The following is a 14288-nucleotide window of genomic DNA, read 5'->3' on the forward strand; positions in this document are numbered from 1 at the left end:
GGAGGTGCGAAAACCGGCCGTGTTCCGCCCCGAAAGTTCGGCAAAAACCACCGACTACATCAGTGCCCCACGCGCAGCCGCAGCTACACATGGGGCATGTAGGCTGCAGCGCAAGCTGGGTAGTTCGCGCATCGGCTGAGCCGTTGAGAAATATTGTTCTAACGGCCCACCGATACGCGCACTACCCAGCTTGTGCTGCAGCCTACGCCTCCTGCTTTTCGCTCACCAGCTTGATGGCGGCCGAGTTGATGCACAGGCGCAGGCCGCTGGGCGGGGGGCCGTCGGGGAAAACGTGGCCCTGGTGGGCGTCGCAGGTGTTGCAGAGCACTTCCACGCGGGTCATGCCGTAGCTGGTGTCCTTCTTGTAACGCAGGGCATTGTCCTTGACCGGCTGCGTGAAGCTCGGCCAGCCCGTGCCCGACTCAAACTTGGTGCGCGAGTCGTAGAGCGGGGTGCCGCAGCACACGCAGGCGTACAGGCCGGCCTCGTGGGCTTCGCAGTATTCGCCGGTAAAGGCCCGCTCGGTGCCGTGCTGGCGGGTGATGTAGTACTGCTCGGGCGTGAGCTGCTGGCGCCACTCGGCGTCGGTTTTTTCTACGCGGGTATCGGGGGCCGGGCTGCCGTGGTTGGCCAGCCGGATAACGTCGTTCCAGGTTTGCATAAGCTGGGCAAGAGTGAGTGTAATGCTGAGTTCCTGTGAAACGCGGCCGGTGGGCAGGAAGTTTGCGGAACGGCGTGATGGGGTAGCGTGAACCGTAAACCGTAGGTCAGCAAAGCTAGAGTGGTTCCCTATTCCAGTGTACAGGTTCGTGCTTGCCAGACCCCAACCCCTCCTTGGTAGGCAGGGGCTGGAGTTAAGAAACAAGAGTTTATAACTGCTCGAATGTGTCGCGGACTGACCACTTGCGCCACTGCTGCCGGGCGAAGCGGAGAAAGGCGGGCGGCGCAGCCCGAAACTCCTTTTCCGTTTCGTAGCGGCCTGCTGTCAGCAGATAGCCTTCGGGGGCCTCAAGCTGGCGCTTACCAAGCGTGTCGAGGCAACACGGATTGGCGGGTGCGCGCTGGCTTATCGGCACCGAATCGACCTGCACGACGGTGTAGCCGCGCAAAGCATACTTTGCCGGACCTTCGCGCATGATAAGCTTGAGCTGGGAAGGGCTTACGTCGCTGCGGCAGGTGAGCTTGTACACCAGCGTGGTTTCGGTCTGCCCGTCGTGGTCAAGGTCCGTGACGGAGGTAGCGCCGGGCAGCGGACCAAGCCACATGTCGAACGGGCAGTTATGCACGGCATCCTGCAAACGCCACAGCTCTTGCCAGCGCCCGGCGCGTCGCACATACTGGCGAGCAAACAACTCCACGTAGTGCTCTGGCTCGGTATACTTCGTTGCTTTCTCCAGCAGTGGCCCCCGCCGGGTCAGTACCAGCAAATTGTCGCCGTTTGCATCGGTCCATTGCCTGGTTTCTAGCAGTGTACCCGGTGGCCGGCTGGTGGTCGGCAGTTGAATAGCTTTCAGTCGCCGTATAGGAATGGAGTCTGAATTTGCTGGCGCCGGAGCAGCAGGCCCACGTGCTACGCTAGGGGCTGCCGCTTCCTGAGGATGTTTTGAGCCTTCGCTGCACGCGGCTAAGGCCATCAGCAGCCCCAGTACCCAGCTTTTTCTTAGTACCATTATCTAGCAGAGAATTTGCCAAGTATACTCATGAAACTCCTTTCCGCCGCCCAAACTCGCGCCCTCGACCAGGCCACCATCGAGCAGCAGCGCCTTGGTCCGGGGCAGCTCATGGAGCGGGCCGCCACGGCCTGCACCAACTGGCTGCTCGACACCGTGGCGCCTAGCTACGACTTGCCCCTGCACATCTTCTGCGGGCCCGGCAACAACGGCGGCGACGGGCTGGTAATGGCCCGCCAGCTCCACCTGGCCGGCTACGCCCCGCAGGTGTGGCTGCTGCCCGCCGCCCACCGCTCCGCCGACTTCGAGCTGCACCGCCAGCGCCTGCCCGCCGAGCTGGCCGTGGCCGAGCTGGAAGCAAATCAGCTGCCAACTATTCCGCCCGAGGCGTGGGTTATTGATGCCCTGTTCGGCACGGGCCTGAGCCGGCCGCTGGAAGGCTTGGCCGCGCAGGTGGTCGAGCACCTCAACCAGTCCGGCGCGGCCATCGTCGCCATCGACCTGCCCTCCGGCCTTTTCGCCGACGCTCCTCAGCCCGCTGACAGCGCCGTAGTGCGGGCCCGCACCACCGTGGGTTTTCAGCTGCCCAAGCTGGCCTACTTGCTGCCCCGCAATGCGCCTTTTGTGGGCGACTGGACCGTGTTGCCCATTGGTCTGGACACCGACTTTATCCACAGCACTCCGGTGGATAACTACTTTGTGGACGCTGAATTCGTGGCGGGCCGGCTGCCGCGGCGGGGCCGGTTTTCACACAAGGGCACGTTTGGGCATGCCCTCCTGCTGGCGGGCAGCCGCGGCAAGATTGGGGCGGCCCTGCTGGCGGCGCGGGCTTGCCTGCGTGGGGGCGTGGGCCTGCTCACCGTACACGCGCCGGCCGTGGGCTACTCCATCCTGCAAACCGCCGTGCCCGAAGCCATGACGCTTACCGACCCGGCCCCCAATTTCCTAACCGAGCTGCCGGAGCTGGCTCCGTACGCGGCCGTGGGCATAGGGCCGGGGCTGGGCCAGGAAGACGCCACGGCCGAGGTGCTGCGCCGGCTGCTGCACCAGGCCGCAGCGGCCCGGCTGCCTCTGGTGCTCGACGCCGACGCCCTTAACCTGCTCTCCCGCCACCGCGACCTGCTGGCCCTGCTGCCCCCCGACGCCCTGCTTACTCCCCACCCCAAAGAGTTTGAGCGCCTCACCGGCGAAGCCGCCCGCAACGACTACCACCGCTTGGAGCAGCTGCGCAGCTTCTGCCGCCAACACCGCTGCTACTGTGTGCTCAAAGGCGCCTACACCGCCCTGGGCACCCCCGACGGCCCGGTATACTTCAACAGCACCGGCAACCCCGGCATGGCCACCGGCGGCAGCGGCGACGTGCTCACCGGCCTGCTGCTGGCCCTGCGCTGCGACCAGCGCCTCTCCCCCCTGAATGCGGCCCTGCTGGGGGTATACGCCCACGGCCGCGCCGGCGACCTAGCCGCCGCCGAAACCGGCGAAGCCGGCCTCATTGCCGGTGACATTGCGCAGTTCATCGGCCCGGCCCTGCGGGAAATAGCAGGACCAGCCAGCTAAACAAGTTTGCCACCCAGCCCAAGCAGCTACGGCTACAGCAGAAAAGCCCGGACTGGTATCCGGGCTTTTTAACTGTAATAACAACTTGTACTGGCAATCAGCTAGCCGTAACGATTGGCTGCACTAAGAATAGAGGTGAATTGCAGTGCGGGAGAGGGAAAGGAAGGCGAGTTGGTTGATTCGATGGCTCAAAGGTCAGGGACAATCCGCCGGCGTGCAAGCCGCCGACAAGCTAAACAGTATCAACTACCGGTTGAGCATGATGAACAACCGAAATTCCCTCTCAATGAAACGCTTTACCTATCAGTTTCAGCAGAAACGGGGAATGATGGCGGCCTTCTTTGGTCTGACCCACGCAGTACAGAGGGCGTTGCCTGCCCCGGTACGCCAGTCGGCTCGTGTGCTTGGGCGCGGGCAACGCGTCCCTACCGTAGCAGCCACACCACCACAACTTGCAGCAGCAGTACCCCATCGGCCAGCAAGGCGAAGTAATAGTCGGGGCGCGACTCCTCGGCCAGCCAGATAACAACGGCCGCCGCGGCCAGTGGCACCAGCAGTGCCGCCTGGGTTGGCGCGGGCAGGCCGGGAGGGGCAATGGCTGCGGCGGCCAGTAGCGCCCCCAGCGCCAGTAGCTTTGTGGCTTGCACTCCGAAAACGCCCGGAAATGTGCGGGTGCCGGTCAGGCGGTCCTTGGTATAGTCGCGGATGTCGAACACCAAAGCCAGGGCCAGGACGAACAGGAAGCGCCGCGCAAACAGGGCCAGCACCACCGGCGCCCCCAGCGGGCGGCCCAGGTAGAGGGCCGGCAGCCAGACGGTGACGGCCGCCCACACGTAGGCAAGCAGAAATACCTTGAGCAAGGGCAAGTCGCGCAAGGCCCGCCAGCGGCCCCGCACCCGCACCAGCGGCCACGAATACAGCCCCGAAATCAGGAGCAGATGGGTCGAGAAGCCCAGCAGCCGGGGCCAGTCGTCCAGCCAGAACAACGTGCCGGCCACGCCCAGCGCCACCAGCGCCAGCGCTAGTAGTTCGCGCCGGTGCGCCCGTATCCAGCGCTTCCGCCCCGACAGTCCCACCGCCTGCTGGTGCTTGTAGGGCAGCACGCTGTCGAGGTTGTACAAAAACAGGGTGGCGGCAAACACCAGGCCGCCGAGCCGCGGTGGAATATGCACCCGCCAGTGCAGAAACGTGGCCCAGGTGAGGCCCAGTGCCGCCAGGGCCAGCCAGGTGCTGCTGTACAGCACGGCGTCCAGGGAGCGGCGCGCGGCCCCGGCCAGCCCAGCGCCAGCGGCCGACGAAGAAACGGAGAATGGCGCAGACGACGGCATAGCAACAACCCTGGGCCACTACTACCGAGCCCGCTACGCAAAAGTACGCCCCGGCAGGCGCTAGTCGCCGGTTTCGTCGTGGCTGGCGTCTACGGGCTTGGACTGGGGAGAGCCGTGCTGGCGCAGAAAGATGGACAGCCCCACAATGGCTACAATGGACAGAAACTCGCTTTGCCAGTTCTGAAACGACTCAAACCAGAACCGGCTCGTGCCCATGTACTCCAGCAGCGTTACGGTGGGCTTGCCTTGGTGCTGCTGCTCAATATTGTACACCTCGGCCCCACCCCTGGCGTGCAGCCACACCGAGCCAAAAAACAGCAGGAAAAACGCCAGGCTCAGGGAGCGGCGGTACAGGGCCAGCTGCCAGCCGCCGCGCTTCACCGGGCCGGGGGCATCGGGCTTGGTGGGGTCGGGCTCCTGGTCTATTTCCTCGTCTTCGTACAGCTTTTTCGACTCGGAAGAGCCGCGCTGCCGCAGCCAGATGGTAAGTACCACGTACACGCCCATCTGCAAAAACTCGCTTTCCCAGTTCTCAAAGGTTGCCTCCAGAAAGTGCCCGGAGCCCAGGTACTGCCCCAGGGTGAGCGGAGCCAGCTGCATCTGCTCTAATTCGCCGTTGTAGTCGTGCCAGCCGGTGAGCGTCTGCCCCACCATGGTGGCCAGCACCAGCGCAAAACCGACGAGCAACAGGCTGTTTTCGTACAGGAAGCGCAGCAAGGGAGAGGAGGGCGGTTGTTTGGGCATAGATGCCTCTACGGTAATCAGCCCCAAAAGTGTTCAGCTTGCTTGTGTACAGCAAAAAGCCCCTCCCGGTTGCTCGGAAGGGGCTGCGGCAGCGGTGTAGCGCAACCTGTGCAGTTGGCGCTACAGCATACCTGCTTAGCTCAGGGCCTCTTTCACGTCCACCTCGTCCAGAGGGTTGCCTTTGGGGAAGGTTTCCTCATATAGGCGGATGCTCTCTTCGATGATGCGGTAGGCATCGTCGCGGCCCATGAAGCGTTCCACGGTCACGTGCTTGTGTTCCAGGGCTTTGTAGTCTTCGAAGAAGCGCTGCATTTCCAGCAGGGTGTGCGGGGGCAGGTCGTCGAGGTCGTTGTAGTGGTTGACGGATACGTCGTGGGCGGCTACGGCAATGATTTTGTCGTCTTCCTCGTCGCCGTCTATCATCTGCATCACTCCAATCACCTTGGCCTCCACCAGGCACATGGGCACGATGTCGACCGAGCACAGCACCAGAATGTCCAGGGGGTCTTTGTCGTCGCAGTAGGTCTGCGGAATGAAGCCGTAGGCAGCCGGGTAGTGCACGGCCGAAAACAGCACGCGGTCCAGCTTGAGCAGGCCGCTGGCTTTGTCCAGCTCATACTTGCCCTTCGAGCCTTTGGGAATTTCAATGATGCCGTTCACAACTTTGGGGGCGTCGTCGCCGCGCTCTACGTCGTGCCAGGGATTAAAATGAGCCATGTTGTAAAAGCTTCAAGCTATAAGCTGCGAGCTACAAGCTTAAAAGTGTAAGAAATGAAAAACGTGTTAAACGAGAATTGTCGCTTCATGGCTGCCGGTTACTGACTTCGCGTGCAGAGGAGCTTGCCGCTTGTAGCTTACGGCTGGCCGCTTTCTTACCACCCGAGAACTTCGGCCAGGGGCTGCCCGGTGCAGCCGTCGGGCTCCTGAATGTGCAGCCACCGCGCCAACGTGGGCGCAATATCGGTAATCTTGGCCGGAGCCGACGACTTGCCGGCCTTCACGCCCCAGCCCCAGAACACCACCGGCACGTGGGTGTCGTAGTTGCCGGCCGAGCCGTGGGTGGTGCCTTTGTTGACGGGGTACTGGTACGACTCCAGCCAGCCGGGCTCCAGCACGATGAGCACGTCGCCGCTGCGCTTGGGAAAGTAGCCGTTTTCCAGGTACATCAGCATCCCGCTTTCCCAGTGCGACTTTTGCAGGTCGTCGGCCGTGATGGCGCGCGTCACGCCGGCGTAATTCAGCATGATGTCGGCCACTTCGTCCTGGAAGGTGCGCAGGTCCAGCTTCTTCTGTTGCAGCAGGGGGCGGTTGAGGTAGACCTGCTGGTTTTCGTAGCTGAGCACCCACGGGCCGGGGCCGTGGCGGCGCACCAGGGCTTGCTGCAGAGAGTCGCGCAGGAGGCGCGGGCCGACGGAACCGGCCGGGATGCGCTGGCTGCGCAGGAAGTCGGGCGAGTGAGCCGCGCCGTGGTCGGCGCTCAGAAACACCAGCACCTGCCGGCGGCCTAGGGTCTTGTCGAGATACGTAAACAGCCGCTCCAGGTCCCGGTCGAGGCGCAGGTAGGTGTCTTCGGTTTCAATGGCATTCACCCCAAACTGGTGCCCCACGTAGTCGGTGCTGCTAAAGCTCAGGGCCAGGAAGTCGGTGGTGCCGCGCTGGCCCAGCTGCTCGGCGCGCAGGGCTTCCAGGGCGAAGTCCAGGGTCAGGGAGTTGCCGAAGGGCGTGGACCGGATGAGGTCGAGGTTGCGGGCCGGGGCTTTTTCGCCGGTGGCTTCCAGGTTTTGCCGGGCCGCCGTGGGCAGGCCGCCGCTCAGCGCGGGCAAGTCGTGCGGGAATACGGGCTTGGCCTCGCCCTTGAACGTGGCCTCCCACGGCGCGTCGTCGGCGGTGCTTTCGGTGTACTGGCTGATGGGCAGCAGCGTTTCCCAGGGCTTGTCGAGGTAGCGGGCGGCGCGGTTTTCGGCGTTGAACTTCCGGGCCCACTCCGGCAGGGCCGCCATGTAAAACGTGCTGCTGATAAAGGCTCCGTTGGCGCCGTCGTACCAGTAGGCGGCGTTGGCGGAGTGGCCGGCCGGCAGGATGGAGCCCCGGTCTTTGATGCACACCCCAATCACCTTGCTCTGGAAGTTGGTGGCCAGGCGCAGCTCGTCGGTGATGGTGGAGGTGAGCATGTGGCGCGGCGACTGTTGCCCGGCCGCCGCCGTACCGCCCACGGCCTGCACGGTGTTGTCTTCCGTCACGTAGGTGCCCTTGCCGGCTTCGCGCACCAGCCAGTTGTTGCCGATGATGCCGTGCACCGAGGGTGTAGTGCCGGTGTAGATGCTGGCGTGGCCCGGCCCGGTGTAGGTGGGCACGTAGTTGTAGTGGGCGTTTTCGTAGCTGAATCCCTCGCCCAGCAGCCGCCGGAAGCCTCCCGGCCCGTACTTGTTCCAGTAGCGGTACAGATAGTCGTAGCGCATCTGGTCCACCACGATGCCCACCACCAGCTTAGGCCGGTTAAGGGGTTTGGCCGCTTTTTGGGCCGCGGCCGGCAGCGCCAGCGTAGCAGCAGCCAGAAGAAGAGAAAGGCGTGTTTTCAAGAAGGTAAGCCAGAGAAAAGAACGGCTGCAAAGATAGGGGCTGTAGAGACGCAACATCTTGCGTCTCGTCGTTGCTGATGTTGTATATCCTGGTCACGCGACATGCGTTGCGGCAACGGTGCTGAGAAGTGCGTCTCCTCACCCAAACCATCCGAACGGAGCCGTTCAACGCTGAAACGCGAAAAGTCGCGCCCGCCGGATGCCCAGCTCCTCCGCAGCCTAAATCCGGGGTGGCCGTACAGCCCATTACCTTTTCCATTTTCCCAGCTATGACAACCGACCAGCCCTATGCCCTCATCTTCGACATGGACGGCACCCTCATCGACAACACCCCTTACCAGGCCAAATCCTTCCAGCTGCTGTTCCGCGACCTGGGCCTGACCACCAACGCCCGCAAGCTGCTGGAGCGCCTCAACGGGATGCCGGCCACCAACATCCTCAAAACCGTTTTCACCAACCCCGTCCCCGAGAAACAGCTCAAGGAATACGCCAGCCAGCGTGAGTTTCTGTACCGGGTGCTGTACTGGGATAAGCGCCGCGAAGTAGCCGGCCTCACCGCGTTTCTGGAGGCGGCCCGCGCGGCCGGCTTCAAGCTGGCCCTGGGCACCGGCTCCCCCGGCGACACCATCAGCTACATTATCGACCACCTCGACCTGCGCCGCTTCTTCGACGTGGTGGTGGGCAAAGACGACGTGGAGCGCGGCAAGCCCCACGCCGACACCTACACCACTACCGCCCACGAGCTGGGCATCCCGCCCGAGCGGTGCGTGGTCTTTGAGGATGCCATTCTGGGCGAACAATCGGCTTACAAAGCCGGTATGCGCTGCATCTGCCTTACCACCTCCATCAAAGCCGACAAGTTCCAGGCGCCCCTGCACGTCATCCGGGACTTCACCGAAATTACCCCCCAGCAAGTACGGGACCTGCTGGAGCAGCATCCCGAAACGCCCAAGCCCAGCCAGGAACTGGCCAAGCGGCAGTACATGAAGCTGTAGCCCTACAACCTCTTAGCCTGATGGTTGGAAAACACCTCGGACTAAGCGGATTTACAAAACTAAAAAAGGCCCGCCTCCTCACGGAAGCGGGCCTTTTCAGCATTAGCAGAAACTACCGACCAGCCGCCAGGGCCTCGGCGCCACCCACGATTTCGAGAATCTCGGTGGTAATGGCCGCTTGGCGAGTGCGGTTGTAAGTCAGCTTGAGCTGCTTCAGCAGCTCGCCGGCATTTTCGGTGGCCTTGTCCATGGCCGTCATGCGGGCGCCGTGCTCCGAAGCGTTGCTTTCCAGCACCGCCTTGTACAGCTGAATCTTCAGCGACTGCGGAATCAGGGTGCGCACGATTTCCTCTTTCGAGGGCTCGAAGATGTAGTCCACATTCGACTGAGCCGGGGCGCCGGCGGGCTGCTCGGCGGGCACCAGGGGCAGCAGCTGCTCGGTGCGCACAATCTGGGTGGCTACGTTGCGGAACTCGTTGTACACCATCACCACCTCGTCGTACTGCCCGGCCCGGAAGCCGTCCATGGCCGCTTCAGCCGCTTCGCGCACTGTCTCAAACGACAGCTTGCCAAACACGTGCTGAAAGTTGCCCAGCAGCGGCAGGCGCTTGCCGAAGTACTCGTGCGCCTTGCGGCCAATGGCCAGCACGGTCACGTTGCCGGCGGCCAGCTGCGCGGCGTAGCGCTCCTGCACCACGGCATTCACACCCTTGAAGATGTTGCTGTTGAAAGCGCCAGCCAGGCCGCGGTCCGAGGTAATGGCGATGATGAGTACGCGGCGCACGTCGCGCACCGTGCCGTATTCGCTGGTCACGTCGGGGCCGGCCAGGGCCGTGAGGTTGCTCAGAATGCTGTTGAGCCGCTGGGCATAGGGGCGCATGCGCAGGATGTTGTCCTGGGCCCGACGCAGCTTGGCCGCTGCCACCATTTTCATGGCTTTGGTAATCTGCTGCGTGCTTTGCACCGACGTAATCCGGCTCCGAACTTCTTTTAAGCTAGCCATTTCTTATTGAGCTGCAAGCTGTAAGCTACAAGCTGCAAGCTCCTAGCCGACGATAAGAACATCAGCTTACAGCTTGCAGCTTGAGGCTTGCAGCTTATTTAGAATATGCCGCCGACAGGTCTTTCGCTACCTGGCGGATGGCGCCGGTGATTTCGTCGTCCAGCTTGCCGGCTTTGAGGGCCTGCAATACGTCGGGGTGGCGGGTGTTCATCACCTGCACAAACTCCTTCTCGAACTCCCGCACCCGGTTCACGGGCACCTGGTCGAGCAAGCCGTTGGTGGCGGCGTAGATAACGGCCACCTGGTCTTCCACCTTTTGGGGCGAGAACTGGGGCTGCTTCAGGATTTCGAGGTTGCGGCGGCCGCGCTCAATGGTGAGCTTGGTCGAGGCGTCGAGGTCGGAGCCGAACTTGGCAAAGGCTTCCAGCTCACGGAACTGGGCCTGGTCCAGCTTCAGCGTGCCGGCTACCTTCTTCATCGACTTGATCTGCGCGTTACCACCCACCCGCGACACCGAGATGCCCACGTTGATGGCCGGGCGGATACCCGAGTTGAATAGGTTGGTTTCGAGGAAGATCTGCCCGTCGGTAATCGAGATTACGTTGGTCGGGATGTAGGCCGACACGTCACCGGCCTGGGTTTCGATGAGGGGCAGGGCCGTCAGCGAACCGCCGCCTTTCACGAGGTGCCGGATGCTGTCGGGCAGGTCGTTCATGTCGCGGGCAATGGCGTCGGAAGCGTTGATCTTCGCGGCGCGCTCCAGCAGGCGGCTGTGCAGATAGAATACGTCGCCGGGGTAGGCTTCACGGCCGGGAGGGCGGCGCAGCAGCAGCGACACTTCCCGGTAAGCCACAGCCTGCTTCGACAAGTCGTCGTACACCACTAGGGCCGGGCGGCCCGTGTCGCGGAAGAACTCGCCGATGGCGGCACCCGTGAAGGGCGCGAAGAACTGCATCGGAGCCGGGTCCGAAGCCGAAGCCGACACCACCACGGTGTAATCCATGGCGCCGCCGCGCTGCAAGGAGTTTACTACCTGCGCTACGGTCGAGGCCTTCTGGCCCACGGCCACGTAGATGCAGAATACCGGCTCGCCGCGCTCGTAGAACTCGCGCTGGTTCAAGATGGTATCAATGGCAACGGTCGACTTGCCCGTTTGCCGGTCGCCGATAATCAGCTCGCGCTGGCCCCGGCCAATCGGAATCATGGCGTCGATGGCCTTGATGCCGGTTTGCAGGGGCTCGTTTACGGGCTGGCGGTAGATAACGCCGGGCGCTTTGCGCTCCAGGGGCATATCGTACAGCTCGCCCTGGATGGGGCCGCGGCCGTCGATGGGCTGGCCCAGCGTGTTTACCACGCGGCCGATGATGCCGTCCCCCACTTTGATGGAGGCAATCTTATTGGTACGGCGTACCGTGGCGCCTTCCCGGATTTCGGAGTAGTCGCCGAGCATTACGGCACCTACGTTGTCTTCTTCCAGGTTGAGCACGAGGGCCTGAAGGCCGTTTTCAAACTCAAGCAATTCCCCCGACTGGGCTTTGCCCAGACCGTAGATGCGGGCTACACCGTCGCCAACTTGCAGCACCGTGCCTACCTCTTCGAGTTCGGCTTCGGTTTTGAAGTTGGAAAGCTGCTCCCGCAGAATGGCGGATACTTCATCCGGACGTACTTCTGCCATGGTGGTTTATAGTTGGGATTGGTAGGGGTTCTTGGAAAATTCGGTGCGCAGCTTGCGCAACCGGTAGCTTACCGAGTCGTCAATCAGCCGGTCGCCGATGCGCAGCACGAAGCCGCCAATCAGCGAGGCATCTACTTTCTCGGTGAGCGTAACCTGGGGCAGGCCGGATTGCTGACGCACCACCTGCCGCAACTGCTCCCGCAGCTCGGCGGTGAGGGGGGCGGCCGTGGTTACCTCGGCCACCTGCATGCCGCGCAGCAAGTTGTACTGGTTCCGAAACTCGGAGCCGATGTACGCCAGGGCGCTTTCGCGGCCGTGCTGGGTGACGATAGAGAAAAACTTGCTGGTCAGCTCCGACACCTTGCCGCCGAACACCGCATTCAGGATGGCCAGCTTCTTGTCGTGCTTCACGATGGGGTTGCGCAGCAGCAGGCGCAGCTCACGGTTCTCGTCCAGCGTTTTCGCGAACAAGTCCATGTCCTGCTTCACCTGCTCCAGCGTCCCACGCTCCTCAGCCAGATCCAGCAACGACTTCGCATAGCGGGAGGCAACTCGTAGTTCAGACATTGGGATGGTAGTAGGTAATTGGCAGTTGGTAGTAGGATTGACACCGAATTAAATGTCCTAATACCTACTACCCAATACCTATTACTAATTCAGCTTTACTTCTTTCAGGTACGAGTCGACGAGCTGCTGCTGGGCGGGCTGGTCGGTCAGCTCACGGCGCAGGATACGCTCGGCAATGTCGATGGAAAGCTGGGCGGCGGTGTTTTTCACCTCGGCCAGGGCGGCATTCTTCTCGTTCTGGATGGCTTCGCGGGCCTGCATGATCATGCGGCCGCCTTCCTCGTTGGCCTTGTTCTTAGCCTGCTCGATGAGCTGGTTGGCCACGTCCGAGGCTTCTTTCAGAATTCGGTCGCGCTCCAGGCGGGCATCGGCCAGCAGCTTTTCGTTGCCGGCTTTCAGCTGCTGCATCTCCAGCTTGGCCTGATCGGCCATGCGCAACGCCGACTCAATCGAGTCTTCCCGCTCATGCAGGGCAGTTAAGATAGGCTTCCAGGCAAAGGAGCGCAGCAAGACTATCAGGATGCCGAAGATGACCAGCATCCAAAAGATTAAGCCAATTTCAGGCGTTACAATTCCCATAGGAGTAGTCAGTAATAAGTACTTCGTACTGAGTATTTAAAGGGGCAGTAAGCGAAACAACCAACTCGTCTAAATACCCAGTACTGACTACCGAATACTTACTGCCTGAAAGCCAAGGCAGCCCGCTGCGCCGTGCGCTGAGGCGACGCGCAGCGGGCTGCTCCTGTGCTAAATTAATCCTTACAGCTTGAACGAAATCAGCAAGCAGACTACTACTGCGAACAGCGCCAGACCTTCGATCAGAGCGGCCACGATCAGCATAGCGGTTTGAATTCTGCCAGCTGCCTCCGGCTGACGACCGATGGCCTCCATGGCTTGACCACCAATGCGGCCGATGCCCAGACCGGCACCCAGAACAACCAGACCGGCACCGATAGCAGCACCAAAAACAGCCAGACCAACAGAGTTAGCAAGTTGCAGCAACAGAGAAAGAAGCATAAGAAAGAAGTTTGTGGGGAGTGAAAAACAAAAAAATCAGGGATGAGAAAGGCTTAGTGGCCGTGAGCGTGAGCCGGCTCGGCTCCGTTGCCACCGCCCATCTGGTAGTCGGCATCTTGGTGCTCTTCCACTGCCCCGCCGATGTACATGGCCGTGAGCAGGGTGAAGATGTAGGCTTGCAGAATGGCTACCAGCAGCTCCAGCATGTTGATAAACAAGCCGAATGCTATGGATATAGGGCTAACTGCAATGTTTCGGAAGATGAAGATGAGCGAGATAAAGCTCAGGATGACGATGTGGCCAGCCGTGATGTTGGCGAACAAACGCACCATCAGGGAAAACGGCTTTACGAAGATGCCGATGATTTCCACCGGAATCATGATGGGCAACAGCAGCTTCGGGACCCCAGGGGTAGCGAAGATGTGGGCCCAGTAATTCTTGTTGGAGCTGAACAGCGTGATAAGCAGCGTCAGCGCGGCCAGCGTCAGGGTCACGGCAATGTTGCCGGTGAGGTTGGCGCCGCCGGGTAGCAGGCCCAGCAGGTTGTTGAACCAGATAAAGAAGAAAACGGTGAGCAGGTAAGGCATGTACCGCTCGTACTTCGGGCCGATAGCCTTCTTGGCTACTTCGTCGCGGATGAAGATGATAATCGGCTCAAAGAAGCTCTGAATGCCCTTGGGCGCGCCGTTGCCGCGCTTGGCGTAGCCACGGGCCACGGCGGTGAATACAATAACCAGCAGCACAGCGCTCAGCATAAGCGAGGCCACGTTTTTAGTAATCGAGAAGTCGTATACCTTGGTGCCATCTTCCGAAACCAGGTGCTCGTGCTCCAGCTTCAGGCCGTCGTACACCTTGCCTTCGGCCAGCCTGGAAGAGGAAAACACGCTTAGGCCGTGGCCGGGGCGGTAGGCAATAATGGGTAGCGGAATGGTGAGGTGGGTGCCGTGCTCTGCCTCGTCGCCGAAGGTGGCAAAATGCCATTCGTGGGCGTCGCCGATGTGGTGAAGAATCATCTCCCCAGGGTTGAACGCCTCTTTATCGGTAGCTTCCTCGATGGTTGGGGTAGGCTCATTGGCATACACCGACAGCGAAAGAAAGCAGAAGAGAGCCAGCAGTAAGCGCTTCATTCAGAATAACTTAGGGCTGCTCACAC

At 61.7% G+C, this 14288-nt stretch carries 14 protein-coding genes; 2 read left to right on the forward strand and 12 right to left on the reverse strand.

Going from position 1 to position 14288, the window contains the following annotated elements; all coding sequences use genetic code 11:
- Nucleotides 1–202: 202 nt before the first annotated feature.
- Entirely contained in the window at nt 203–661 is a 459-nt protein-coding gene (gene msrB / locus OIS53_RS12915; protein WP_264678985.1) for a peptide-methionine (R)-S-oxide reductase MsrB, read from the reverse strand.
- Nucleotides 662–869: 208 nt separating this feature from the next.
- Nucleotides 870–1670 (reverse strand): M949_RS01915 family surface polysaccharide biosynthesis protein, encoded by an 801-nt coding sequence (locus OIS53_RS12920; RefSeq protein ID WP_413775161.1) that lies wholly within the window; start codon nt 1668–1670, stop codon nt 870–872.
- A gap of 30 nt (nt 1671–1700) precedes the next feature.
- On the opposite strand from OIS53_RS12920, the gene OIS53_RS12925 reads away from it, so the two are divergent.
- Nucleotides 1701–3227: an NAD(P)H-hydrate dehydratase gene (locus OIS53_RS12925; protein ID WP_264678987.1), complete on the forward strand. Its 1527-nt coding sequence runs from the start codon at nt 1701–1703 to the stop codon at nt 3225–3227.
- Between the two features lie 425 nt (nt 3228–3652).
- On the opposite strand, the gene OIS53_RS12930 is transcribed toward OIS53_RS12925, so the two are convergent.
- The 4 genes from OIS53_RS12930 to pafA all read right to left on the reverse strand — a co-directional run bounded on the left by OIS53_RS12930 (nt 3653) and on the right by pafA (nt 7878).
- Complete coding sequence (locus OIS53_RS12930) at nt 3653–4555, reverse strand: UbiA prenyltransferase family protein (protein ID WP_264678988.1); 903 nt, start codon at nt 4553–4555, stop codon at nt 3653–3655.
- A 60-nt stretch (nt 4556–4615) separates the two neighbouring features.
- Nucleotides 4616–5299 carry a DUF6766 family protein gene (locus OIS53_RS12935; RefSeq protein WP_264678989.1) on the reverse strand — a complete coding sequence of 228 codons (684 nt, stop codon included), beginning with the start codon at nt 5297–5299 and terminating at the stop codon, nt 4616–4618.
- A 135-nt stretch (nt 5300–5434) separates the two neighbouring features.
- Nucleotides 5435–6016 (reverse strand): inorganic diphosphatase, encoded by a 582-nt coding sequence (locus OIS53_RS12940; protein WP_264678990.1) that lies wholly within the window; start codon nt 6014–6016, stop codon nt 5435–5437.
- Nucleotides 6017–6171: 155 nt separating this feature from the next.
- Nucleotides 6172–7878, reverse strand: a complete 1707-nt coding sequence (gene pafA, locus OIS53_RS12945) for an alkaline phosphatase PafA (protein WP_264678991.1) — start codon at nt 7876–7878, stop codon at nt 6172–6174.
- A 269-nt stretch (nt 7879–8147) separates the two neighbouring features.
- On the opposite strand from pafA, the gene OIS53_RS12950 reads away from it, so the two are divergent.
- The gene (locus tag OIS53_RS12950; RefSeq protein ID WP_264678992.1) at nt 8148–8873 is read left to right on the forward strand and encodes an HAD family hydrolase; all 726 of its coding nucleotides are present in this window, start codon (nt 8148–8150) and stop codon (nt 8871–8873) included.
- Nucleotides 8874–8985: 112 nt separating this feature from the next.
- Here OIS53_RS12950 and atpG read toward each other — a convergent pair whose 3' ends face one another.
- From atpG to atpB, 6 genes are all read right to left on the reverse strand, one after another.
- Complete coding sequence (gene atpG / locus OIS53_RS12955; RefSeq protein WP_264678993.1) at nt 8986–9876, reverse strand: ATP synthase F1 subunit gamma; 891 nt, start codon at nt 9874–9876, stop codon at nt 8986–8988.
- A 94-nt stretch (nt 9877–9970) separates the two neighbouring features.
- A complete protein-coding gene (gene atpA / locus OIS53_RS12960; protein ID WP_264678994.1) occupies nt 9971–11551 on the reverse strand; it encodes a F0F1 ATP synthase subunit alpha in 1581 nt (526 codons plus the stop codon).
- Nucleotides 11552–11557: 6 nt separating this feature from the next.
- Entirely contained in the window at nt 11558–12118 is a 561-nt protein-coding gene (gene atpH / locus OIS53_RS12965; RefSeq protein WP_264678995.1) for an ATP synthase F1 subunit delta, read from the reverse strand.
- An 84-nt stretch (nt 12119–12202) separates the two neighbouring features.
- Nucleotides 12203–12697: a F0F1 ATP synthase subunit B gene (locus OIS53_RS12970; protein WP_264678996.1), complete on the reverse strand. Its 495-nt coding sequence runs from the start codon at nt 12695–12697 to the stop codon at nt 12203–12205.
- 180 nt (nt 12698–12877) lie between these two features.
- The gene (gene atpE, locus OIS53_RS12975; protein WP_264678997.1) at nt 12878–13135 is read right to left on the reverse strand and encodes an ATP synthase F0 subunit C; all 258 of its coding nucleotides are present in this window, start codon (nt 13133–13135) and stop codon (nt 12878–12880) included.
- Nucleotides 13136–13188: 53 nt separating this feature from the next.
- Nucleotides 13189–14262, reverse strand: a complete 1074-nt coding sequence (atpB, locus tag OIS53_RS12980; protein WP_264678998.1) for a F0F1 ATP synthase subunit A — start codon at nt 14260–14262, stop codon at nt 13189–13191.
- Between the last annotated feature and the right edge of the window lie 26 nt (nt 14263–14288).

The organism is Hymenobacter sp. YIM 151500-1 (assembly GCF_025979885.1).
Classification (GTDB): Bacteria; Bacteroidota; Bacteroidia; order Cytophagales; family Hymenobacteraceae; genus Hymenobacter.